Consider the following 22,660-nt stretch of genomic DNA (forward strand, 5'->3'; position numbering starts at 1 on the left):
GGATGGCGCCGCCGCGGATCGAAAAGATCATCACCGCGCTCGATGTCGGGTCGTGGAAGGTGTGTGCGCTGATCGCCGGGCAAACCGCCGACGGCAAGCTGCATGTGCTTGGCACGGGCCAGCGCGAGAGCCGCGGCGTCCAGCGCGGCTATGTCGCCGACATGGAACAGACCGAGCATGTCGTGCGCGAGGCGATCGAGCAGGCCGAACGTATCGCCGGGCTCAATATCGACGATGTGTGGGTCAGCTTTTCGGCGGGAAGTCTTTTGAGCGACGTCGCGCCGATCGAAAGCGAACTCGGCGGACACCGTATCGAGCAGGAGGATATCGACGACCTGCTCGCGGCGGGGCGGGCAGGGATCGATCCCGAAGGTCGGATGATCCTGCACGCGCAGCCGGCGCTGTACACGCTCGACGGACTGACCGGGGTGAAAAACCCGATCGGCCTCCACGCCGACCGGCTTGGCGTCGATATTCACATCATCATGGCCGACGGCGCGCCGGTGCGAAACCTTGAGGCAGCGGTGCGCCAGGCGCATCTGGACGTGAACGCGGTCGTGGCTTCGCCGATCGCGGCGGGGCTCGCCTGCCTGTCCGACGAGGAACGCGACCTCGGCGTCGCGCTCGTCGAATTGGGGGCGGCGGTCACTACCGTATCGCTCTATGCCGGCGGAATGCTGGTCGAAATGGCGTCGCTGCCCTTTGGGGCGAGCGACATCACCGACGACATCGCCTCCGCTTTCGGTATCCGGCGCAGCCAGGCGCAGCGGCTGCAAAGCTTCTATGGCTCGGCCTCGGCAAGTCCGCGCGACAATAACGATGTGATCGAACTCGAACCCGGCGCGCCGGCGGGCGGCGATTCCCCGCGCATCACGCGCGCGCAGCTGGTGTCGGTGATCCGCCAGCGGCTCGACACGATGATGGGAGAGATCGGCCGGACGCTGAAAGACCTGCACTTCGTCGGTCCGATCGGGCGCCAGGTCGTGCTCGTCGGTGGCGGTGCCGACCTCAAAGGCATCGCCGATTACACGCAAAGCGCGCTGGGGCGCGCGGCGCGCGTCGGGCGGCCGCGCGGCTTGCACGGGCTGCCCGATGCGCACAGCGGCCCGGCTTTCGCGACGCTTGCGGGTCTGGTTCTTTATGCGGCGTCGGATCCCGTCGACTTGCGTGACCTGCCGATGATGGCGCAGGATGTGTATAAGCCGGCGGGGACGTCGATCTTCCATCGATTGATGGCGGCTTTGAAAAGCAGTTTTTAGCGGTGAAACGCGAAAAAAGGTTAAATTTTTGGGTGATTCCGGCGTCACAATAGTGCAATGCGGTAACAGAACGCCGGGCGGTTGGACTGTCGCCCGGCCGGGTCGCAAGGTTGGGGAAGCGGCAGCTGTCCGCCGCTGCAGGGAGATTGATTGATGAGCATCAACATTGGCCCGCCGCAGGTCGATGAACTGAAACCGCGGATCGCGGTGATCGGTGTCGGCGGTGCGGGTGGCAATGCCATCGCAAATATGATCGCGGCACGCGTCGAGGGCGTCGATTTCATCGTCGCCAACACCGACGCGCAGGCGCTGAACGCTTCGCCGGCGGAACGGCGGATCCAGCTGGGGACGCAAATCACCCAGGGGCTGGGTGCGGGCTCGCGGCCCGAGGTGGGGCGCGCAGCGGCCGAGGAAAGCATCAGCCAGGTCGAAGAAGCGCTGAACGGTGCGCATATGTGCTTTGTCGCGGCGGGCATGGGCGGCGGCACCGGTACCGGCGCCGCGCCGGTGATCGCCAAGGCCGCGCGCGACCGTGGCATCCTGACCGTCGGCGTCGTGACCAAACCTTTCATGTTCGAAGGTGCGCGGCGGATGCGCTCGGCTGACGCCGGGATCGCCGAGCTTCAGGATCATGTCGATACGCTGATCGTCATTCCGAACCAGAATCTGTTCCTGGTCGCCAACCCGAACACGACCTTCAAAGAAGCGTTCACCATGGCGGACGAGGTGCTGCAGCAGGGTGTGCGCGGAATCACCGACCTGATGGTCATGCCCGGCCTCATCAACCTCGACTTTGCCGACGTGCGCAGCGTGATGCGCGAAATGGGCAAGGCGATGATGGGGACTGGCGAAGCCGAAGGCGACGGTCGCGCGCTCGAGGCGGCGCAGAAGGCGATTGCCAATCCGCTGCTCGACGGCGTGTCGATGGCGGGCGCGAAGGGCGTCATCATCTCGATCACCGGCGGCGAGGATATGCGCCTGATGGAAGTCGACGAGGCGGCAAACCATATCCGCGAGCTGGTCGATCCCGACGCCAACATCATCTGGGGTAGCGCCTTTAACGAGAGCCTCGACGGCAAGATCCGCGTCTCGGTCGTCGCGACCGGCATCGACGGGACGGGCGAGGCGGCACAGGCCGCGCCCGCCACGCGCAGCTTCTCCTTCGCGCCCGCGCGTGCGGCGGCGCCCGCGCCAGTGGCCGAAGAAGTCGTCGAGCCTGCGGCGCTGGAAGAGCCCGTTGCCGAGGAAGCGGCGGTGGCGCAGGACGACGAACCGGCACCGGGCTTTTCGCTGGGCGACACCTCTGCACAGGAAGCCCCGCTCCCCGAAGCCGCTGCGGCAGCAGAGGAAGAGCCCATGGAATTGTCGCAGGTCGCCGCGACTTACGACGATACGGCCGATGAACTGATGCTCGATGCGCCTGCGGAGCCCGCAGGCACCCCCCGCGCCGCGTCGGAAGGCGCTCCGGCCGAAGCGCCCGCGCGTTCGATCGGCGGGGGTACGCTGTTCGAGCGCATGTCGCGCCTGTCGCGCGGGGCGAGCACGCCCGACACCGACAATGGCGGCAAGGACGACGCGGTCGATATTCCGCGTTTCCTGGGGCGGCAGAACAACCAGTAACGGGGCATCGAGCGGCCGTCCGCCGGGCACGGCAGGCCGGAAATCGGGAAAAATTGCCCATGTGGCGACGGATATTGACGGCGAAGCCGGCGCGCACATCGCTTTGCGTGGGTGCGTCGGCCGCGCTGTTGCTCGGCACAGTCGGGGCGCCGTTGGCGGGGGCGATGCAGGCGACGCCGCCCGATGCCGCGACGCGCGCGGCCATGGAAAAACGTACGGCCGCGCGCACGCTCCTGTCGGCATCGCTCGCGCGCCTCGCGTCGAACGGTAACGATACGAGCGCGCTGCTCGATGCCGGACGCGCCTCGATCGCGCTCGAAGATTATCGCGCCGCGCTGGGCTTTTTGCTGCGCGCCGAACAGGCAAGCCCGCGCGATGGCGCGGTGAAGGCCGCGCTCGGATCGGCGATGACGCATCTGGAAAATCCGACGCGCGCGCTCGATTACTTCGGCGAGGCGCAGCTGTTGGGCGCGCCCGAACGGCTGCTGCTGGCCGATCGCGGCCTCGCGCGCGACCTGCTGGGCCAACAGGAGGCAGCGCAGCGGGATTATCAGCTCGCGCTGTCGATCGCGCCCGATGCCGAACTGACGCGGCGTTATGCCCTCTCGCTCGGCATCAGCGGCGACGCCGACCGGGCGGTTCAACTGCTCACGCCGCAGCTGCGCGCGCAGGATCGCGGCGCGTGGCGCCTTCGCGCGATGATTCTCGCAATGAACGGCCGCGACAAGGAAGCGAGCGAGATCGTCAATGCGACGATGCCACCCCCGATGGCGGCGAATATCCTGCCCTATCTGACCCAGATGGACCGGCTCAACCCCGCGCAAAAGGCAGCCGCGGCGCATTTCGGCCGTTTCCCGAACGGCCAGCCCGCGGCCGTTTCCCGGCCGGTGCAGGTCGCCGCAGCGACGCCGACGCCCGCGCCCGCACCACGGCGCGTCGTGCCGAAGCCGGCCCCGGCGCCGACCCCCGTGCCAACCTCGACCCCCGCCGCAGCCAAGCCGCCGCCGGGCCCGACACCTGCGCCGCCCCCGGTGGCCGCCAGCGCCAGTCCGATGCGTGTCGACCCGCGCCCTGCGACGTCGACCCCGGCCGCCAGTCCGCCCACGACAAGCGCGGCGGGCGCCCCGATCGGTCCGGGCTTTTCGATAGCCGACATCAAACCATCGGCTCCGGCCACGGCGAGACCGCCTGCCGCACCGTCCGCGGCGCCCTCGACCGCTACATCGGCTGCCGCGCCGCTCGCCTCGCTCGCCGATATTGTCGGATCGATCGAGATACCGGCTGAAGAGCTGGCGCGTCCCGACGATGCGATCGGTGCCGACACGCTCGCCAAGCTGCTCGACGACAAGCGCAAGGCCGAGGCCGCCGAAGCGGCGAAGCGCGAAAAGGAAGAAGCGGCGGCGAAAGCAAAGGCAGAGGCGGACGCCAAGGCCAAGGAAGAGGCCGCTAGGAAAAAGGCGCATCCGGCGCGCATCTGGGTTCAGATTGCGACGGGCGCCAATTTGCGCGCGCTCGCCTTCGACTATAACCGCTTCGAAAAGCGCAACGCGGCGCTGTTCAAGGGCAAGGCGGGTGCGACCGCCGAATGGGGACAGACGCGGCGCCTGCTCGTCGGTCCTTTCGCCAACCGCAAGGCGGCGCAGGACTGGCTGGCCGAGTATAAAAAGGCCGAGGGCGACGGCTTTCTTTTCAACAGCGAGGTCGGCGAACCCGTCGATCCCTTGAAGTGAGCGTTGCCCGCTGCGCCAGCGACCCGGCGCAGAGCCGCGGACGACGACACGTCGAATCGGGCCGTGTCGTGCGCGGACCGCGCGATGCGTTCCAGCGCGACCGCGACCGCATCATCCACTCGATCGCCTTTCGCCGCCTTCGTCACAAGACGCAGGTGTTCATCGCGCCCGATGGCGACCATTATCGCGTCCGCCTGACCCACAGTATCGAGGTCGCGCAGATCGGCCGCGGCATTGCGCGCGCGCTTGGGCTCAACGAGGATCTGACCGAGGCTCTGTGTCTGGCGCACGACATCGGCCATCCGCCCTTCGGACACGCGGGCGAGGATGCGCTGAAGGCCGCGATGGCGGCCCATGGCGGTTTCGACCATAATGGCCATACGCTCCGCACGCTGGCGCGCCTCGAATGCCCTTATCCGCTGTTCGACGGTATCAACCTGACGTGGGAAACATTGGAGGGGCTGGCCAAGCATAATGGCCCGGTCGCGGCCCCCGGCTGGGCGCTTGCCGAAATCGACGGCGATTTCGGACTGGACCTTGCCAGCCACGCCAGCCTCGAAGCGCAGGTGGCGGCAATCGCCGACGACATCGCCTATGACAATCACGATATCGACGACGGCCTCCGCGCCGGTCTGCTGAACCTCGACCAGTTGATGGAACAGCCCTTTGTCGCCGCCAATTATCGCGCGGTCGAGGCGCGCTTTCCCGGCGCGCCGCGCAACCGTTTGCTGCGCGAACTGGTGCGTGACCAGATCGGCGTGATGGTCAATGACGTGATTGCCGCCACCACGGCGAATGTCGCCGATGCCGGGGTGGCCAGCGCGGACGAAGTACGCGCGGCCGGACGCGCGCTCGGCGGCTTTTCGGCCGGGCTCGCCGCGGACGAGCGCGATCTCAAGCGCTTCATGTATGCCAATCTTTATCACCACGCCGACCAGCTTGCCGCCGCCGAGGCGGCGAGCAGGGTGGTGGGCGATCTTTTCGCGGCTTATGCCGCCGACCCGCGGCTGATGGGCGACGACTGGTCGGCGCGGCTCCCCGCCGGGGAATGCGCGATAAACCGCCATATCGGCGATTATATTGCCGGCATGACCGACCGCTTCGCCATCGACCGCTATGCCGAAATCTTTGGCCGCGCGGCAGTGCCGGCGGCGCTGGCGCATGTCTGATGCGCTGATCGTCGGCGCGACCGGGATGGTCGGACGTCTGGTGATCGATCGTTTCGATGCCACGCCCGTCACCATAGTGGCGCGCCGCCCCATCGAGGCGCTGCCCGCGCATCACAGGCAATTGGTCGCGCCGTCAGGTCGCTGGGCCGACATCATCGCGGCCGAGCGCCCCGATGTCCTAATTTCGTGTCTTGGCACGACGATACGGCAGGCGGGGTCGCAGGCGGCTTTTCGCGCGGTCGATCACGATCTGGTGCTCGCTGCCGCGCGCGGGGCGCGGGAGGGCGGCACGCGCCAGATGATTGCGGTCAGCTCGGTCGGCGCCTCGCCAGCAAGCCGCAATTTCTACCTCCGGACCAAGGGCGAGACCGAACGCCATCTGATCGAACTGGGCTTCGACCGGCTCGATCTGCTCCGGCCCGGCCTGCTTCGCGGCGACCGGCCTGGGCCGCTGCGGCTGGGCGAAGGGCTTGCGGCTCTTGCGGCGCCGCTGACCGACGCGCTGCTCCACGGAAATTTTCGCCGTTACCGTTCGATTTCGGGCGCGCGCGTCGCTGCCGCGATCGCCGCGCTTGCCGGGCGCGGCGGTGCGGGCGTCCATATTCACGAAAACGACGCGATCCGCGCGCTCGCCGATTGACTCCGGCAGGGTGCAGCGCCAAGGCTCGCCCGTCCGCCGCATTCCTTCACGGGATTCGGCCGGCCGCGCGGGAGAGCGCGAGGGGTGGTTCGCCGCGCCTCGCCACCGAAGGAGCAACCGCCCCGGAAACTCTCAGGTCAACGGACCGCGCGGACGATTGGACACTCTGGAAAGCGCCCCGGTCGACTGCCGGGGCCACCGAAGGGGTAACTCCATGATAACATGGGGGAAAACTCTCAGGTTCCCGTGACAGAGGGGGCATGGCGAAGGAACGGCATCGGGCCGCGCCGCGTCATGTCAACGACGGGAGGCCGATATGAGCGAAAGCGAAGACGTGATCGAAGAGGTAGCGACCGAGGTGCTGCCGCTCGACGCATGGCACCGCGCAAAGGGCGCGCGCATGGTCGAGTTCGCCGGTTATTGGATGCCGATCCAATATGAAGGGATCATGGCCGAACATCTGTGGGTTCGCGAGAATGCCGGCCTGTTCGATGTCAGCCACATGGGGCAGCTCGTGCTCAGTGGCGACGGCGTCGCCGACGCGATCGAGGCGCTCGTGCCCGGCGATATTGCGGCGCTGAAACCCGGACGGATGCGCTATTCGATGTTGCTTGCGGACGACGGCGGCATCCTCGACGATCTGATGATCACCAATACCGGGCGCGGTCTCTATGTGGTCGTCAACGGCGCAGTGAAATGGGACGACATCGCGCATCTGCGCGAGCATCTGTCCGATTCGATCGACATCAATCTGCTCGACGAGGACGGCCTGCTCGCGCTTCAGGGACCAAGGGCCGTCGACGCGCTCGTCGCGCTGGGTATCCGACCCGAATTTGACGACATCCTGCCCGTAGACCAGCTCGTTTTCATGCAGGCCGGTCCGTATAAATGGGGTGACATCCGGCTGGGGATCAGCCGCTCGGGCTATACCGGCGAGGATGGTTTCGAAATCTCGGTCGCGGCCGAGCACATCGTTGCGCTCGCCGACGCGCTCTGCGCGCTGGATATGGTGAAGCCGATCGGGCTCGGTGCGCGTGACAGCCTGCGGCTCGAGGCGGGTCTTCCGCTTTACGGCCACGACCTCGACGAAGACATTGATCCGGTCGAGGGGGATCTCGCCTTCGCGATCAGCAAACGTCGCCGTGAGGAGGGCGGTTTCCCAGGCGCGCCGCGCATTCTGGGGCATATGGCCGACGGCGCGCCGCGCAAGCGTGTCGGACTGCTGGTCGACGGAAAGATGCCGGTGCGCGAAGGCGCCAAGCTGTTCGACGGCAACACCGAAATCGGCGTCGTGACGTCGGGCGGGTTCGCCCCCAGCGTCGGTGCGCCGATCGCGATGGGCTATGTTCCGACGGGGCTGTCCGCGCCGGGTACCGCCGTCGCCGCCGAGGTGCGGGGCAAGCGCGTCGCCTGCACCGTCACCGCCATGCCATTCATTCCGCACCGCTATGTGCGCAAACAGGGAGCCTGACCGATGCCGCGTTATTACACCGAAGAGCATGAATGGATCGACGTCGACGGCGATGTCGCGACGGTCGGCATCACCGATTTCGCGCAGGGGCAGCTCGGCGACATCGTTTTCGTCGAGGTGCCCGATACCGGCGCCGAGCTCAGCCAGGGCGGCGATGCGGCCGTCGTCGAGTCGGTCAAGGCGGCAAGCGACGTCTATGCGCCCGTCGACGGAACCGTGACCGAAGGCAATGCGCAGCTCGAGGAAGATCCCGCGCTCGTCAACTCGGACCCCGAGGGCGAAGGCTGGTTCTTTCGTATGACGCTTTCGGACAAGAGCCAGCTCGATGGCCTGATGGACGCCAAGGCCTACAAGGCTTTCTGCGACGCGCTGTAACCGATCGCCCCTCCCGCGGGCGGGAGGGGGAGGGACATGATGACCGCAGCTGATCCCGCACTCGCCGATTGCCGCCTGATGGTGGCGACGCCCATCTATGACGGCGCGCAGGGCAGCTATGTCCGCGCGGCACTGGCGCTTGTGTTTGCGGCGCAGGCAAAGGGCGTGCCGGTACGGTTCGAGTTCATTCTCCACGAAGCGCAGATTCATCGTGCGCGCAGCCTGCTGGCTGACCTGTTCGTGCAGAGCGATTGCACGCATTTGCTGTTCGTCGACGCCGACATCGACTTCGCTGCCGCCGACATTTTTTCGATGGTGGAGGCGATGGCGGCGCGGCCCGATTGTTCCATCCTGGGTGCGGCGGTTCCGCGCCGGACGATCAACTGGCCGCAGGTCGCGCGCGCGGCAGAGGCCGGGTTGGGCCGGGATAATCCCGTCGACCTCGCCCGGTTTACGGGTGATTTTGCGCTCAGCTTCCTGCGCCCCGACGAACGCTTTGCGCTGACCGATCTTGTCGAGTTGTCGCAGCTTGGCACCGGGCTGATGCTCATCCGCCGCGACGTCGTCGAAACGCTCCGCGCGCGGCACCCCGAGCTGGCCTTTCGTACCGACGCGCGCGACCGGCAGGGAACCGGCGTGCGCGAGACGGTCCATGCGCTCTTCCTTCCCGAGATAGACCGCGCAAGCGGGCTGATGCTCTCCGAAGATTATGCCTTTTGCCGCCGCGCGCGCGACGCGGGCTTTCGTATCTGGTTCGCGCCATGGGTGCGCACGACGCACAGCGGTCCCGCCACCTTTCGCGGATCGCTCGCCGATCTTGCGCCACTCTTTACATCTTCTTCCGTATCTTAACCGGAGTAGTTCATGCGTTACCTCCCCCTGACCCCCGACGATCGCGCCGCGATGCTCGCGACCATCGGCGCGCCGTCGATCGACGATCTGTTCGCCGACGTCCCAGCCGAAGCCCGGCTCGACGGACCGATCGAGGGGCTGCCGCTACGCGCGAGCGAGCTTGCGGTCGAACGCCATATGGGCGCTCTCGCGCGCCGTAACCGGGTCGCAGGCGACGGACCCTTCTTTCTTGGCGCGGGCGCCTATCGGCATCATGTTCCCGCCAGCGTCGACCATCTGATCCAGCGCGGCGAGTTCCTCACCGCCTACACGCCCTATCAGCCGGAAATCGCGCAGGGCACGCTCCAGATGCTCTTTGAGTTTCAGAGCCAGGTCGCGCGGCTGTTCGGCACCGACGTTGCCAACGCGTCCATGTATGACGGTTCGACGGCGTGCTGGGAAGCCATCGTCATGGCGCGGCGCATCACCAAGCGCAGCAAGGCGCTGCTTTCGACCGGACTCCATCCGCATTATCGCAGCGTCGCGCGCACGATGGCGAAATATACGCGCGACACGCTGGTCGATGGCGACCCGGCCCTCGAAGCCGGAACCGACTGGGCCGCGCTCGCCGCGGCGGTCGACAAAGAGGTGAGCTGCGTCGTCGTTCAATATCCCGACATTTTGGGCCGGATCGACGACATGGCGGCGCTGGCCGAGGCGTGCCAGGTAGCGGGGGCACTGCTGATCGCGGTCGTAACCGAACCCGTCGCGCTGGGCCTCATCAAATCTCCCGGCGAAATGGGCGCCGACATCGTGGTAGGCGAAGGACAGGCGATCGGCGTCGGGCTGCAATTCGGCGGTCCCTATGTCGGCCTGTTTGCCTGCAAGTCCAAATATGTCCGCCAGATGCCGGGGCGCCTGTGCGGCGAAACGGTCGATGCCAAGGGCAAGCGCGGCTTCGTGCTTACCCTCTCGACGCGCGAGCAGCATATTCGCCGTGAGAAAGCGACGAGCAATATCTGCACCAATGCAGGGCTTTGTGCGCTGGCCTTCAGTATTCACATGACCCTTTTGGGCGAAGCCGGGCTGCGTCAGCTCGCCGCAATCAACCATGGGCGGGCAAAGGCCGCTGCTGCCGAACTCGCCAAGGTGCCCGGCGTGTCGGTGATGAACGACAGCTTCTTCAACGAATTTACCCTGCTGCTGCCCGGCGACGCGCGCGCGACGGTGCACAAGCTCGCCGAAAAGGGCGTGCTGGGCGGCGTGTCGCTCGGCCGTCTCTATCCCGACAATGACGGTCTTTCGAAAGGGCTGGTGGTCGCCGTGACCGAAACTGTGACCGAGGAGGATATTGCCGCCTTTGCCGCGGCGCTGAAGGAGGTGCTGGCATGACCGCGCTCAACCCCGCCGGCTGGCGCCCCGAAATGAACGTTGCGGGCGGTGCCGACGACAATGTGACTTTCACTGGCAACCGCGCGCTGATGCTCGAGGAACCGCTGATCTTCGAGATTGGATCGACTGAAACCACCGGCGTCGATTTCGACGAAGCCGCGCCCGCCGCCGATCTGGGGTCGTTGATGCGCAGCGCGCCCATCGGCCTGCCGGGGCTTAGCGAGTCCGAAACGGTGCGCCACTATACGCGCCTGTCGCGGCAGAATTACGCGATCGACCTCGGCCTGTTCCCGCTCGGCAGCTGCACGATGAAGCATAATCCGCGCCTCAACGAAAAAGTAGCGCGGATGCCGGGCTTTGCCGACGTCCACCCGCTCCAGCCGCAGGAAACGGTGCAGGGCGCGCTCGCGGTGATCAACGAACTTGCCTTCTGGCTGATCGACCTGACCGGCATGTATGGCGTCGCGATGTCGCCCAAGGCGGGCGCGCATGGCGAGCTGTGCGGCATTCTCTGCATCAAGGCTGCCTTGGAAGCGCGCGGCGAGGACCGGCGCGTGCTGCTCGTCCCCGAAAGCGCGCACGGCACCAACCCTGCGACCGCAGCGTTTGCAGGCTTCACCGTCGAGGATATTCCGGCGACCAAGGAAGGCCGCGTCGATCTGGAGGCGCTCAAAGCGCGGCTCGGCCCCGATGTGGCGGGGGTGATGATCACCAACCCCAATACGTGCGGCCTGTTCGAACGCGACATGAAGGCGATTTCGGACGCGGTCCATGCCGCGGGCGGCTATGTCTATTGCGACGGCGCCAATTTTAACGCGATCGTCGGCAAGGTGCGTCCCGGCGACCTGGGCATCGACGCGATGCACATCAATTTGCACAAGACCTTCTCGACCCCCCACGGCGGCGGCGGCCCTGGTTCCGGACCGGTGGTGCTGTCCGAAGCGCTCGCGCCCTATGGCCCGATCCCCTATTCGGCGCGCTACGCCGACGGGTCGTTCAAGCTGGTCGAAGAGGAAAGCGCGGGCGAAGAACATCCCGACACCTTTGGCCGCATGACCGCGTTCCACGGCCAGATGGGCATGTTCACCCGCGCGCTGACCTATATTCTGAGCCACGGCGCCGACGGGCTGAAGCAGGTCGCCGAGGATGCGGTGCTCAACGCCAATTATGTGCTGCGCAGCCTGGAGGATGTGCTCGACGCGCCCTTCGCCTCATCGGGTCCGTGCATGCACGAGGCGCTGTTCAGCGACAAGGGACTTGCCGAAGGCTTCTCGACGCTCGACATCGCCAAGGGGCTGATCGACGAGGGTTATCACCCGATGACGGTCTATTTCCCGCTCGTCGTCCATGGCGCGATGCTCGTCGAGCCGACCGAGACCGAAAGCAAGGCGGTGCTCGACCAGTTCATCGGCGCGCTGCGCAGCATCGCGATGCGCGCGAAGAACGGCGATCCCGCGCTCAAGTCCGCACCGCATTTCGCACCGCGCGCGCGGCTCGACGAAACCGCTGCGGCGCGCAAGCCAGTGCTGGCGTGGGAAGATTGAGGTCTTTGTTCATCGTCACCCCAGCCTGCGCCGGGGTCTCTGCGGTGATCCGACACGCATCGGTGAGACCCCGGCCTGCGCCGGGGTGACAGCAAAAATAGGGGGTAGGAGAGGGGCATGAGCTGGGAAACATTATTCACCCTGGCCAACGGCTGGGCGATTGCCGCATGGCTGGCGCTCGTTTTCCTGCCGCGCGGGCCAAAGATTCTGGCGCTGATCCTCTATCTGGGCGTCGCCTTGCTCTGCCTGACCTACACCATCCTTCTGATCGGTGTCATGTCAGGCGGCATGGATCCCGGCGGGACGCGCGGCGCCGCCGACTTCTCGACCCTCGTGGGGGTGATGGCGCTGTTCGATACCAAGGGCGGCGCGGTCATCGGCTGGACGCATTATCTGGCGTTCGACTTGTTCACCGGCATGTGGATCGCGCGCGACGCCGATCAAAAGGGGTTCAGCCGCGTGGTGCAATTTCCCTTCCTGCTGTTGACGCTGCTCGTCGGGCCGGTTGGCCTGTTTGCCTGGCTGATCGTGCGAGAGCGCCGCGCGCGGGCGCTGACGAAAGCGCAGGCGAAAGCAGCATGACGGACGGCAAAGCGCCGCAGCCCTGGATGGCGGAGGATGGCGGAACCGCGGCCAAGCGCCACGCCCCCGCAACGCTGCGCAACCGCGATGCGATAACGCAGGTTCTGGCCGACTGGCTGCCCCCGTCGGGAATGGTGGTCGAGGTAGCGAGCGGGTCGGGCGAGCATGTGGTCCATTTCGCCGCCGCCTTTCCGCACTTGGACTGGCAACCGAGCGACCCCGATCGCGCCGGGTTGGCCTCCATCGCTGCCTGGAGCGGCGAGGCCGCATTGTCCAATCTTCGTCCCTCGCTGATGCTCGACGCTGCCGCATCGGACTGGCCCGTGAGCGCCGCCGACGCGATCCTCTGCATCAACATGGTGCATATCAGCCCCTGGAAAGCGACGCTTGGCCTGTTCGCCGGGGCCGCGCGCCTGCTGGCGCCCGGTGCGCCGCTGATCCTCTATGGCCCTTATATCGAGGCCGATGTGCCGACCGCGGCAAGCAACCTCGACTTCGATGCCAATCTGCGCGCACGGAATCCCGAATGGGGACTTCGCGACAGGGACGCGGTCGAGGCCGCCGCCGCGGACGCCGGCCTGGCTTTCGCCGACCGGCGCGCCATGCCCGCGAATAATCTGATGCTGCTTTTCCGCCGCACCTGACGGACATGACAGGGTAGGGGGATCGGCGCTTTACGTCGCCGCATCAATCGCTAGCTTTCTATCCAAACGCGCGAACGACGCGATTCGAGGAGAGAGAGGCGATGGCTCGCGACGTATCGGAGCTTTTCACATTTGATGAATTTCTGTCGCATTGGGCGGCCGAGCGGCCCGATCGGGTGGCGCTGCGCGAAGAAGATCGCGCATACAGCTACGCCGATCTCGACGATCTCACCGCGCGCGTTGCATCGGCATTGATCGCCGCGGGGCTGGGCAAGGGTGATCGCATCGCGTGGATCGGCAAGAACAGCGATCTGTATTTCATACTCTTCTATGGCGCGGCGCGGGCGGGGATCGTGATGGCGCCGATCGGCTGGCGGCTGTCGCCCGCCGAATGGGCCTTCATCGTCAACGACACGCAGGCGCAGATGGTCTTCGCCGGGCCGGGGTTCGAGGGGCTGGCCGATCAGCTTGCGGGCAGGCCGACGAACGATCCCGCGATCATCGGCGCCGCCGCGGCCTGGGCAATGATCGAAGGCGCCAGGCGGACGCCCTTCGAACCGTCCGCGGTCGACGATGCGGTGCTTCAGCTTTACACATCGGGCACCACCGGCAATCCGAAGGGCGCGGTCCTGTCCAATCGCAACCTCTTCGCGCTGCGCAAACATTCGGGCGAGCTCGACATGCCCTATACCAAATGGGAGGATGACGAGGCCGTGCTGGTTGCGATGCCCTGTGCGCATATCGGCGGCACCGGGCTCGGCATCATGGCGCTCGCGGCGGGTCTGCCCGGTGTCGTGCTTGCCGAATTCAATCCCGATGGCGTGTTCGACGCGGTCGAGCAGTATGGCGTCACCCGCTTTTTCATGGTGCCAGCGGCGCTTCAGATGCTGCTGATGCACCCCCGCTGCGCCAGCGTCGACTACAGCCGGCTCAAATATATCCTCTATGGCGCAGCGCCCATCCCGCTCGAACTGCTGCGCCAGTGTATCCAGATGTTCGGCGCACAGTTCATCCAGGCCTATGGGATGACCGAAACCACCGGCACGATTTCGATGCTGCCGCCCGAGGACCATGATCCCGCGGGCAACAAAAGGATGCGGTCGGCGGGCAAAGCGCTTCCCGGCGTCGAGATCCGCATCGTCGATGGCGACGGCAACCCCCTGCCGACCGGCGAGGTGGGAGAGGTCGTGACGCGCTCATCGAACAATATGCTGGGATATTGGAACCTGCCCGATGCGACCGCGCGGACGTTGAGCGCCGACGGATGGATTCATACCGGCGATGCCGGCTATCTCGACGAGGACGGCTATCTTTATATCCACGACCGGATGAAGGACATGATCATCACCGGCGGGGAGAATGTCTATCCGGCCGAGGTCGAAAGCGCGATCTTTGGCCATCCCGCGGTGCAAGAGGTCGCGGTGATCGGCATTCCCGACGAAAAATGGGGCGAGACGGTGAAGGCCGTGGTCGTCGCCAAGCCCGGCGCCAGCGTCGAGGAGTCCGACATCATCGCCTGGGCGCGCGAGCGCATCGCGCCCTTCAAAGCGCCGCGCAGCGTCGATGTGATCGACGCGTTGCCGCGCAATGCCAGCGGCAAGATTTTGCGGAAGGATCTGCGCGCGCCCTATTGGGAAGGTTATGAGCGGATGGTGAATTGACGCGAATAGCCGCTGTCGACCGATTGCGGAGCTTGCCGGTCCCGCCTGGCGCCCGCTAAAAAGCTAGCTCTCGAAAAAGGGGAGATCGGTGCGGTTGGCCCGGTCCCTGCCGAGGCGGGCCCTGACCTTCGCTGCGGCGTTGAGTCCCAAGACCTTGCACGCTGTTGCAAGCGTGCAACGGCGAAAGAATGGCCTTGGATATGCAGCATCAGATTTCCGTTATCACCCTTGGCATCGCTTCCTCGTTGGAGAGCTCATGGTCACTCGCTGTCCCCCGAGCCGAAGCGCCTTCGCAGGGGGCCGTATCGGGCCGTGAGAATGTGAAAGCCAACCTGCCGGATCATGCATAAAATCGGTCCCACATACGGCCCTTCACGCGACCCATACCCCCGAAGGGCCGATGCGTTTCCCCGTCGCCATGCCATGCACCGGGGGGCACAGAGGGCTTCACCCCAGGGTGGAGCCCTTTTTCGTCAGGTGGCTGCCTGTCTTTCGCGCGCGCGCCGGAACCCGTCGCGCGCCGTACAGCGTCGAAGCCACGCCTTTGTCGCATCGCCCAGCACATCGTCAGCGCCGAGCGCGGTCGCGAGAAAGGCTGCATAGCCGATTGTGATGTCGGCGATGGTGAAGCGCCCAGCGACCAGCCATTCGCGCCCATCGGCAAGTGCCGCTTCGATGCTCTTCGCGCGGCCACTGAAGAAGGCTTTGTAATCCTCGACCGCCTGCGCCAGCCGTCGCTCCGGGGGCTCAACGCGGGTGTAGCGGATCATGATCGCGAGCGGAAAGGTCAGCGTTGCGTCGCTGCGGTGCAGCCAGTTGCGATAATCCCAATAATCGGCCTCGTCTCGGCGTACTTCCAGCGGCGTCCCTTCGGCGATGCGTTCACAGATCGCCGCCGACTCGGTCATCAACCGGCCGTCCTCGACCCAGCCGGGCACGGTCATCAGTGGGTTCACCGCGCGATAATCGGGCTCGAACGCGCGCGGCGGGAACTTGAGCAGGCGAAGATCGACGTCGACCCCCGCTTCCTCGATGGCCCACAGGCAGCGGAGCGAGCGCGCGTCGGGACAGTGATAGAAGGTCGGCAAACTCATGCGGCAAGCTCCTTGGGACGTTCGATATGGCGGCGATGCTCGCGCCATGCGATGAACAGGCCCGACGCGACGATCAATGGTGCGCCGATCCACGTCGTATCGGCGGGCAGCGTTCCGAAGAACCACCAGCCGGCCGCGATCGACCAGAGCAGGCTTGAATAATCCATCGGGATCACGACCGACACCGGGGCGAGGCGCAGCGCGCCGGTCAGCGACATCTGGACGACCGCGCCGAGAAAACCGAGCCCCATCAGGAGCAGCCATTCGCGGCCGTCATGCGGCGTGATGACGAAAGGCAGCGCGATACCGAGCGGGATCATCGATAACAGGCTGAACCAGAAAACGATCGTTGCGGCGTTTTCGGTGCGGCCCAGGTCGCGCACGGCAATGGTGATGAGCGCGGTCATAATCGCGCCGGAAAGCGCGACGATCGTGCCCACCCCGTGTTCGCCCCCAAAGCCCCCGGCAAAGCCGGTGATTGGATCAAGCACCAAAAGCACGCCGATGAAACCGACGATCACCGCACTCCACCGCTGCCACCCCGTCGCTTCGCCAAGCAGCAGCGCAGCAAAGATCACGGCAAAGATCGGTACCGACAGGCTGATGGTCGTCGCCTCGGCCATCGGCAGCAGGATCATGGCGCCGAAATTACATGCCATTCCCGCAAGCCCCATGGCCATGCGCCGCGCGTGCGCGCCGATCCGCTGCGTTTTCAACGATGCGAGCCCGCTCGTCGCCATTACCCAGGCGAGCAGGAAGGGCAGGACGAGCGCCTGCCGCCAGAACAGGCTCTCGACGATATGCACCCCCGCCGCATCGACATATTTGACGAGCACGAACATCAGCGACAGGCTGATCATCGCGAGCAGCCGTAGCGCGATTCCGCCGAGATAATGTTGCGGTGGGCCATCGGAGGCGGCGGGGGGTGGAACGGCGGCCATGCGGCTTTTGCGCATATCAGCCCCGCCCGGACGCGCAAGTCGTCATCCCGCGTCATTTCCCCGTCATTCCCCTTGCTCCGCCCCGCCAATCGGGTTAGGGGCGCACTCCGGCCTAGGGGTATAGCTCAGTTGGTAGCGCATCGGTCTCCAAAACCGAGGGTCGCGGGTTCGAGTCCTGCTGCCCCTGCCAGGCCGCCATCCGGCAAAAGCGTGGCCAGGCTTCGGATATTCATTCGCAAATGAGGAGGGCGGGGCACAGCGCGATGTCGCGCGCACAACCGCTGCACGCCCATGAAGAATATCTGGTATCGATCCGCCTGATCCGGGGCGGTTTCTGTGGTCAGCTGGCCTTGCGGTCCGGCTGCGACAATTCGGCCTCCGATGGCCAGTGCCCTTGCGGATTTTCGCGGACGATTTCGGTCAGCAGCGCCCTGGCGCCTGCCTCGTCGCCGGCAAAGCGGCGTTCCATCGCGATCGCGAACTTGATCGTGCTGTCGCGCGTGTCCTCGAAATCCGCGGGGTCGAGCCGGCCCTGCATGATCTGGACCGCCTGATAATAGACATCGTTTTCGATAAGCTTCAGTCCCGGCTCGATCGCGTCGATCACGGCGCGGGCCTTATCGTGCTGACCCATTTTTCGATAGGCGAGATAGGTCCAATAGGCGGTCGGGACGCGCATGTCGTTGCGCGCAAAGTCGGGTGCGAGTTCCAGCGACCTGGCCATGCCCGTCACCACCGTCGGATAGTCGCCGGTCGCGAAACTTGTCTGCGCGTGATAATAGACGATGTTGCTGCGATAGGTGCCGATCGTCAGGCCGACCGCATTCGGCAGTCCGTCGGGCTCGAAACTGTCGGCTTTTCCCTCCATCAGCGCCAATGCGTCGCGATAATCGGCCAGCGCCGCGTCAAAGGCGCGCGCTCGGGCGAGGTGCCGCGCGCGATAGCGGCGCAATTTATAGCTGTCCGGAAAGGTCTTCAGCCCGTCGCTGAACACCGCAATCGCCTCGCATACCCGCCCGGCATAGCCGAGTCGGCGGCCGAGCCAGAAATGCGACTCCTCGCGATCGGGCGCGACGCGAAGCGCAAAACGCGCGATTTCGATATCCTCGTCCAGCCTCTTCTGCGTCGCGGGCGGATATTGGGGGATTGTGAGCGGCGTGCTGATCAGGCTGGTGGTGCAATTCCCCGCGTCGGCGCCAGGGACATTTTCATTCGCCGACGCGGGGGCGACCGCCATGATCAGGAGGAGGATGGCGCCTGCGCCGGAAGCCACGACGCGCGAACTCATCCGATCACCTCCTGATAGATGCGGCGGACGTTGGTTCCCATGATCTTTTCGACCGTGGCCGCAGGATAGCCGAGTTTGCGCACCCCGTCCCACACCACTTCCATCCGGCGCGGACCGTTGAGTTCGTCGATGAAGAGCGGCCAGTCGGCTTCGTTGAAATTGGCGCCTTCCTCGGCCTTGAGCTCGGCGATATAGGCATCGGTCATCTCGACGACACGGTGGTCACGGTCGCTGCCGATCGCGACATGGTCGGCGCCCATCACCTTCACCGCATGGTCGATATGGCGGAAATATTCGGGCAGCGCGCCCGCGCGCTTTGTCGTCAGGAACGGCCGCATCTGGCAGATGCCGGCGACCCCGCCCTTGTCGGCGAGCAGGCGCAGGTTGGCGTCGGTGGTGTTGCGGACATTCCGGTGCACCGCCATGCATGCGGTGTGCGAGACGATCACCGGCACCTTCGACGCGTGGATCGTATCGGCCATCGTCTGCATGTTCGCGTGCGACAGGTCGATCAGCATGCGCTGCTCGTTCATCCGCCCGACGAGGTCGCGGCCGAAATGCGTCAGTCCGTTCGTGCCGAGCTCCTTGCATCCCGAGCCCGCCCAATTCTGGTCGTTATAGGTGATCTGCGCCGACGTGACGCCAAGCTTGCGGAACAGGTCGACATTGTCGAGGTCGCGCCCGAACTGGGTGCTGTTCTGGAAAAGGTAGAAGAGCGCGAGCTGGCCGTTCTTGCGTGCGACGTCGATGTCGCTGGTCTTCGTCGCTTTCAGGAACAGCTCAGGGTGCTTGGCGATATGCGCGTCATGGTCGAGCACCGCCTGCACAGCCTCTTCATAGGCCTGCCCCTCATAAACTTTGGGGTCGCACAGCGTGATGGTGATCGCGTCGAGACCGCTCGCGCGCATCGCACCGATCAGCGCGGCATCATATTCGAAGCGTACTTCGCCCATCGCGTCGAACGTCAGCGGTCGCGCGACGGTGCGCGCCGCCGCGCCGGGCGCCAGTGCCATCGTTGCGGACATTGCCGCCCCCGACAGGATGAAATTCCGTCTGTCCATCGCCTTACCCTCTCCAATTCTGCATCGGAAAGAAATTAGCCGATAGGAAAATTATTGCAAGTCCACAGATTTGGGACCGGCCCCGTGCGGTCAGCCGGTGTTGACCCACAAAACGACGGCGTCCTTCTCGCTGGTCGAATAGGCGGCGTGCTGCATATTGCTGTTGATATAGATGCTGTCGCCGACGCCCAGGATCGCGGGCTCGTAATGTTCGGTCTGGAAACAGATTTCGCCTTCGAGGACGTAGAGGAACTCCTCGCCGCTATGCTGGGACCAGCTCTTGAAATCCTCGAGGCTGCGCGCCTTGATCGTCGTGACGAAAGGCAGGATTTTCTTGTTCTTGAGCTCGGCGGCGATCAGCCTGTGACGATAAACCTCGGTTTCCATCAGTCGCCCGGCGCCATCCATTGTGACGCTGCGGCGCCCCGCGGCATCCTGCCCCGAATTGCTGGCGAAGAGTTCGGTAATGTCGATGTCGAAACCCGCCGCCAGCTTTTGCACGACGTCGAACGTCGGCGACATCTGGTCGTTTTCGATCTTCGATAGTGTGGATGCCGCAAGTCCGGTCAGCCGTCCCGCGTCTTCCAGCGTCATGCCGCGCTCCTTGCGAAGCTGACGCAATCGTTCGCCCAGGTGAAAGCCTTCCGACCGAGGCCGCTTCGCAGTGCGGACGGCGCCCAATACTTCCGGCTCGTCTCCATTTCTGGGCGGCATAAATCTCCAATCCTTGGCTCGCGCGCGATCATATGGCGCTGGCGATCGGGGTCGGTCGGGCGACGAAGCCCGGTCGGCCAGCCCAGCAATCTATAGGGCACAAATTTCCGATAGGCTACGATATTGGCATATCCGCTATACCGCTGCCGCGTCGACCATCGGAAATTTGTCCTGCCCCCTGGCGGTCCGGATCAGAATTTATACTTGGCGTTGAGGTAATAGAAGCCGCCCGCAACCCCGAATACACTGTGGTTGTCATAGATCAGGCCCGCGCGCGCGCGCGCCGCGCCACGATCCGGCGGGAAGATGTTGAAGATGTTGCGCGCGCCGACGCTGACGTCGACACCCTCGATGCCCGAATAGGTCACTTCGGCATCGAACAACGTGACCGCCTTGCGCGGCAGGAAACTCGCGCCGTCAAGGCGGCGCCACGCGCCATAATGGATTGCCCGCGCCATGAAGCCGAAGTCGCCAACCTTGGTCGTAGCGGAGAAATTGCCGCGCCAGCGCGGGGTGCCGCGTTCGAACTCGGTCACGATTGCCGGGCTGAACCCCGGAGGCGGCGCGCCGCGCAGATGCTGTTCATTATAGTTCACCGCCAGGCTGAAATCGGTCGAGGCATTGTCCGACCAGCTGTGGCGATAGGTGCTGACGAAGTCGAAACCGCGTACGCGCGTGTCCATTTCGTTCTGGAAATAGCGCACCTGTTCGATGTCGGCGCCGTTCGGGAAGTTGATCGCGGCGAGCGCGGCGCGCTCGGCGGCGGTCGTGTTCCGCGACGGGGTTAGCAGCAGGCGGTCGTCGACGTCGATCTGATAGAAATCGAGCGTCGCGAGAAAGCCGTCGAGACCGGTGAAGACCATGCCCGCCGACATGTTGAACGAGGTTTCGGGGGTGAGCGCCTTTGATCCGAAGACCTGCGCCGCGGGCGAGCCCGGAACGAGCACGGCGTCTAGGATGAAGCCACCGACGCCGTCGAGCTGCGACGTCAGGCTGGTGCCGAACACTTGGCCCGCCGCCGGAGCGCGGAATCCGGTGCTGACCGACCCGCGCAGCGCAAAGGCGTCGCTGAGTTCGAAGCGCGTCGCCGCCTTGTAGCTGAAATTGTCACCGAACTGGTCATAATCCTCATAGCGCGCCGCCGCCGACAGGTTCCACCAGGGGGTGATGTCGGCATCGACTTCGGCGAAGACCGCATAGCTGTTCGAATCGAAGCTGCCGGCAAATTCGGGCGAGAAGCCCTGGAAGCCGTTCGAGCCGGCGGGCAGATCCTGCAACGGGCCGGTGGTGTAGCTCGCGACATCGCCTTCGCCGATGACGTAAGTTTCCTTGCGGTGGCTGGCGCCCGCGAAGGCCAGAATATTGTCGGTCAGCTCATAGGCGATTTCGGCGTCGAACTGGATTTCGCGCTGGGTCAGCGACCCCGGCTTGAACGAGGTCGGCGAGCGGACACCCATCGACGCATTGATGGTACCGGTGATCGAATAATCGACCGTGTTGGTGCCATAGCGCGCCGAAAGATCCCACGTCAGCGGCCCCTCCTGGTCGCGCAGGCCGACGAGGGCGCTGAAATCTTCCAGATGACCGCGAAATTCGGGGGTGAAGCCGCCTGGATAGATGGCGGTCAGGTCAAAGACTTCGGGGTGCGCGGCCGACTGGTCGAACGCCGAATTGGCATAGGTGCCGTGGCGGTTGAGCCCGCCCGCGGTGAGCGGCTGGCGCAGACCAAAAGTGACCGAGCTCTTGCCCGTCATATAATTGCCGAAGGTGTAGAGTTCGAGCTCGTCGCTAAGCTCGATCCCCGCGTTCCAGACCGATTTGAACGCCATATAACGCGGGTCGAGATTGCCTTCTGGATGTTCGGGGACGCCCGGAATCCCCATCGCCCGCAGCGCTGCGGCGCCCGAATGGACCGCCTTTTTCGCATAGGCCTTGGCCTGGTCGGTATATTGGGCGGCGAGGTTGAAATAGGCGTTGCCGCCGACGGGCACCGCGATATGCCCCTGGATGTCATAGGTGCGGCCGCCGGTGCTGAAATATTCACCGACCTGGCCCATGATCGAGCCGCCGCTCGGCTGTTTCTTTAGCTCCATGTTGATCACGCCGGCGATCGCGTCCGAACCATATTGGGCCGACGCGCCGTCGCGGAGGACCTCGACGCTCGAGAGCGCGATCGGCGGGATGACGTTGAAATCCTGCCCCTGCGAGCCCGAGGTCGAGGCGTGGCCGGTGCCGATCTGGACGATCGACGCGCGATGGCGGCGCTTGCCGTTCATCAGCAGCAGCACATGGTCGGCGGGCGAACCGCGCAGCGTGATCGGGCGCACGAAGGACGAGCCGTCATTGCCCTGAAGCCGCTGGGCGTTGAACGCGGGCACGAGCGTCCGCAGCGCGTCGTTGACGTCCGAATAGCCGGTCGTTTCCAGCTGTTCGGGCGCGATCACGTCGATGGCAACCGAACTGTCGGTGATCGAACGGTCCTTGCGGCGCGTGCCGATGACGACAATGTCGCTGCCGCCTTGACTTGTTTCGGCACCATCCTCGACCGGCGGCGCCGGCTGGGCATAGGCCATGGGCGTAATCCCAAACGCAACGGCCGACGACAACAGCAGGCGTGACACGAACTTCGACATTATTCCCTCCT

The 22,660-nt window shown here is 65.2% G+C and carries 19 protein-coding genes, 1 tRNA gene and 1 riboswitch; of the genes, 14 read left to right on the forward strand and 6 right to left on the reverse strand.

Going from position 1 to position 22,660, the window contains the following annotated elements; translation table 11 throughout:
- Positions 1-2 precede the first annotated feature (2 nt).
- The 13 genes from ftsA (at position 3) to RIA72_RS05410 (ending at position 14,918) form a co-directional block, all read left to right on the forward strand.
- Positions 3-1,259 (forward strand): cell division protein FtsA, encoded by a 1,257-nt coding sequence (ftsA, locus tag RIA72_RS05350; RefSeq protein ID WP_350031287.1) that lies wholly within the window; start codon positions 3-5, stop codon positions 1,257-1,259.
- A gap of 153 nt (positions 1,260-1,412) precedes the next feature.
- Positions 1,413-2,879, forward strand: a complete 1,467-nt coding sequence (gene ftsZ / locus RIA72_RS05355) for a cell division protein FtsZ (protein WP_350031288.1) — start codon at positions 1,413-1,415, stop codon at positions 2,877-2,879.
- A gap of 74 nt (positions 2,880-2,953) precedes the next feature.
- A complete protein-coding gene (locus tag RIA72_RS05360; RefSeq protein ID WP_350031289.1) occupies positions 2,954-4,609 on the forward strand; it encodes a tetratricopeptide repeat protein in 1,656 nt (551 codons plus the stop codon).
- Positions 4,606-5,778, forward strand: coding sequence for a deoxyguanosinetriphosphate triphosphohydrolase (locus tag RIA72_RS05365; protein WP_350031290.1), 1,173 nt, complete (start codon positions 4,606-4,608; stop codon positions 5,776-5,778). Before RIA72_RS05360 ends, RIA72_RS05365 begins: the two co-directional genes overlap by 4 nt.
- The gene (locus tag RIA72_RS05370; RefSeq protein ID WP_350031291.1) at positions 5,771-6,418 is read left to right on the forward strand and encodes an NAD-dependent epimerase/dehydratase family protein; all 648 of its coding nucleotides are present in this window, start codon (positions 5,771-5,773) and stop codon (positions 6,416-6,418) included. The genes RIA72_RS05365 and RIA72_RS05370 overlap by 8 nt, the downstream gene beginning before the upstream one ends.
- A 58-nt stretch (positions 6,419-6,476) precedes the next feature.
- Positions 6,477-6,576: riboswitch (glycine riboswitch) on the forward strand.
- A 158-nt stretch (positions 6,577-6,734) separates the two neighbouring features.
- Complete coding sequence (gene gcvT / locus RIA72_RS05375; protein ID WP_350031292.1) at positions 6,735-7,889, forward strand: glycine cleavage system aminomethyltransferase GcvT; 1,155 nt, start codon at positions 6,735-6,737, stop codon at positions 7,887-7,889.
- Positions 7,890-7,892: 3 nt separating this feature from the next.
- On the forward strand, positions 7,893-8,264 hold the full coding sequence (gene gcvH, locus RIA72_RS05380) for a glycine cleavage system protein GcvH (RefSeq protein WP_350031293.1): 372 nt from the start codon (positions 7,893-7,895) through the stop codon (positions 8,262-8,264).
- Positions 8,265-8,300: 36 nt separating this feature from the next.
- Positions 8,301-9,116 (forward strand): glycosyltransferase family 2 protein, encoded by an 816-nt coding sequence (locus RIA72_RS05385; RefSeq protein WP_350031294.1) that lies wholly within the window; start codon positions 8,301-8,303, stop codon positions 9,114-9,116.
- Between the two features lie 12 nt (positions 9,117-9,128).
- Positions 9,129-10,487 (forward strand): aminomethyl-transferring glycine dehydrogenase subunit GcvPA, encoded by a 1,359-nt coding sequence (gcvPA, locus tag RIA72_RS05390; RefSeq protein WP_350031295.1) that lies wholly within the window; start codon positions 9,129-9,131, stop codon positions 10,485-10,487.
- The gene (gcvPB, locus tag RIA72_RS05395) at positions 10,484-12,031 is read left to right on the forward strand and encodes an aminomethyl-transferring glycine dehydrogenase subunit GcvPB (protein ID WP_350031296.1); all 1,548 of its coding nucleotides are present in this window, start codon (positions 10,484-10,486) and stop codon (positions 12,029-12,031) included. Before gcvPA ends, gcvPB begins: the two co-directional genes overlap by 4 nt.
- 117 nt (positions 12,032-12,148) lie before the next feature.
- Positions 12,149-12,613, forward strand: coding sequence for an ABA4-like family protein (locus RIA72_RS05400; protein ID WP_350031297.1), 465 nt, complete (start codon positions 12,149-12,151; stop codon positions 12,611-12,613).
- Positions 12,610-13,257, forward strand: a complete 648-nt coding sequence (locus RIA72_RS05405) for a DUF938 domain-containing protein (protein ID WP_350031298.1) — start codon at positions 12,610-12,612, stop codon at positions 13,255-13,257. The genes RIA72_RS05400 and RIA72_RS05405 overlap by 4 nt, the downstream gene beginning before the upstream one ends.
- A 101-nt stretch (positions 13,258-13,358) precedes the next feature.
- Positions 13,359-14,918: a fatty acid--CoA ligase gene (locus tag RIA72_RS05410; protein ID WP_350031299.1), complete on the forward strand. Its 1,560-nt coding sequence runs from the start codon at positions 13,359-13,361 to the stop codon at positions 14,916-14,918.
- A gap of 473 nt (positions 14,919-15,391) precedes the next feature.
- Here RIA72_RS05410 and RIA72_RS05415 read toward each other — a convergent pair whose 3' ends face one another.
- Together RIA72_RS05415 and RIA72_RS05420 are read right to left on the reverse strand one after the other, a co-directional pair.
- Entirely contained in the window at positions 15,392-16,012 is a 621-nt protein-coding gene (locus RIA72_RS05415; protein ID WP_350031300.1) for a glutathione S-transferase family protein, read from the reverse strand.
- Positions 16,009-16,968 carry a DMT family transporter gene (locus RIA72_RS05420; protein ID WP_350031301.1) on the reverse strand — a complete coding sequence of 320 codons (960 nt, stop codon included), beginning with the start codon at positions 16,966-16,968 and terminating at the stop codon, positions 16,009-16,011. Before RIA72_RS05420 ends, RIA72_RS05415 begins: the two co-directional genes overlap by 4 nt.
- 99 nt (positions 16,969-17,067) lie before the next feature.
- Here RIA72_RS05420 and RIA72_RS05425 point away from each other — a divergent pair.
- Positions 17,068-17,143, forward strand: a tRNA-Trp gene (locus tag RIA72_RS05425).
- A gap of 150 nt (positions 17,144-17,293) precedes the next feature.
- On the opposite strand, the gene RIA72_RS05430 is transcribed toward RIA72_RS05425, so the two are convergent.
- The 4 genes from RIA72_RS05430 to RIA72_RS05445 all read right to left on the reverse strand — a co-directional run bounded on the left by RIA72_RS05430 (position 17,294) and on the right by RIA72_RS05445 (position 22,649).
- Positions 17,294-18,241: a tetratricopeptide repeat protein gene (locus tag RIA72_RS05430; protein WP_350031302.1), complete on the reverse strand. Its 948-nt coding sequence runs from the start codon at positions 18,239-18,241 to the stop codon at positions 17,294-17,296.
- Positions 18,238-19,302 (reverse strand): dipeptidase, encoded by a 1,065-nt coding sequence (locus RIA72_RS05435; protein ID WP_350031303.1) that lies wholly within the window; start codon positions 19,300-19,302, stop codon positions 18,238-18,240. The genes RIA72_RS05430 and RIA72_RS05435 overlap by 4 nt, the downstream gene beginning before the upstream one ends.
- A 90-nt stretch (positions 19,303-19,392) precedes the next feature.
- Complete coding sequence (locus RIA72_RS05440) at positions 19,393-20,016, reverse strand: helix-turn-helix domain-containing protein (protein WP_350031304.1); 624 nt, start codon at positions 20,014-20,016, stop codon at positions 19,393-19,395.
- A 191-nt stretch (positions 20,017-20,207) separates the two neighbouring features.
- Complete coding sequence (locus RIA72_RS05445; RefSeq protein WP_350031305.1) at positions 20,208-22,649, reverse strand: TonB-dependent receptor plug domain-containing protein; 2,442 nt, start codon at positions 22,647-22,649, stop codon at positions 20,208-20,210.
- Positions 22,650-22,660: the final 11 nt, after the last annotated feature.

It is taken from the genome of Sphingopyxis sp. (assembly GCF_040216815.1).
Taxonomy (GTDB): Bacteria; Pseudomonadota; Alphaproteobacteria; order Sphingomonadales; family Sphingomonadaceae; genus Sphingopyxis.

Bases quoted from the DNA above. Each gene is read 5' to 3' on its own strand.
- ftsA (WP_350031287.1), top strand. From the start codon at position 3: ATGGCGCCGCCGCGGATCGAAAAGATCATCACCGCGCTCGATGTCGGG.
- ftsZ (WP_350031288.1), top strand. From the start codon at position 1,413: ATGAGCATCAACATTGGCCCGCCGCAGGTCGATGAACTGAAACCGCGG.
- gcvPA (WP_350031295.1), top strand. From the start codon at position 9,129: ATGCGTTACCTCCCCCTGACCCCCGACGATCGCGCCGCGATGCTCGCG.
- RIA72_RS05445 (WP_350031305.1), bottom strand. From the start codon at position 22,649: ATGTCGAAGTTCGTGTCACGCCTGCTGTTGTCGTCGGCCGTTGCGTTT.
- RIA72_RS05415 (WP_350031300.1), bottom strand. From the start codon at position 16,012: ATGAGTTTGCCGACCTTCTATCACTGTCCCGACGCGCGCTCGCTCCGC.
- RIA72_RS05440 (WP_350031304.1), bottom strand. From the start codon at position 20,016: ATGCCGCCCAGAAATGGAGACGAGCCGGAAGTATTGGGCGCCGTCCGC.
- RIA72_RS05370 (WP_350031291.1), top strand. From the start codon at position 5,771: ATGTCTGATGCGCTGATCGTCGGCGCGACCGGGATGGTCGGACGTCTG.
- RIA72_RS05420 (WP_350031301.1), bottom strand. From the start codon at position 16,968: ATGCGCAAAAGCCGCATGGCCGCCGTTCCACCCCCCGCCGCCTCCGAT.
- RIA72_RS05405 (WP_350031298.1), top strand. From the start codon at position 12,610: ATGACGGACGGCAAAGCGCCGCAGCCCTGGATGGCGGAGGATGGCGGA.
- RIA72_RS05410 (WP_350031299.1), top strand. From the start codon at position 13,359: ATGGCTCGCGACGTATCGGAGCTTTTCACATTTGATGAATTTCTGTCG.
- RIA72_RS05430 (WP_350031302.1), bottom strand. From the start codon at position 18,241: ATGAGTTCGCGCGTCGTGGCTTCCGGCGCAGGCGCCATCCTCCTCCTG.
- RIA72_RS05435 (WP_350031303.1), bottom strand. From the start codon at position 19,302: ATGGACAGACGGAATTTCATCCTGTCGGGGGCGGCAATGTCCGCAACG.
- gcvT (WP_350031292.1), top strand. From the start codon at position 6,735: ATGAGCGAAAGCGAAGACGTGATCGAAGAGGTAGCGACCGAGGTGCTG.
- gcvH (WP_350031293.1), top strand. From the start codon at position 7,893: ATGCCGCGTTATTACACCGAAGAGCATGAATGGATCGACGTCGACGGC.
- RIA72_RS05385 (WP_350031294.1), top strand. From the start codon at position 8,301: ATGATGACCGCAGCTGATCCCGCACTCGCCGATTGCCGCCTGATGGTG.
- RIA72_RS05400 (WP_350031297.1), top strand. From the start codon at position 12,149: ATGAGCTGGGAAACATTATTCACCCTGGCCAACGGCTGGGCGATTGCC.
- gcvPB (WP_350031296.1), top strand. From the start codon at position 10,484: ATGACCGCGCTCAACCCCGCCGGCTGGCGCCCCGAAATGAACGTTGCG.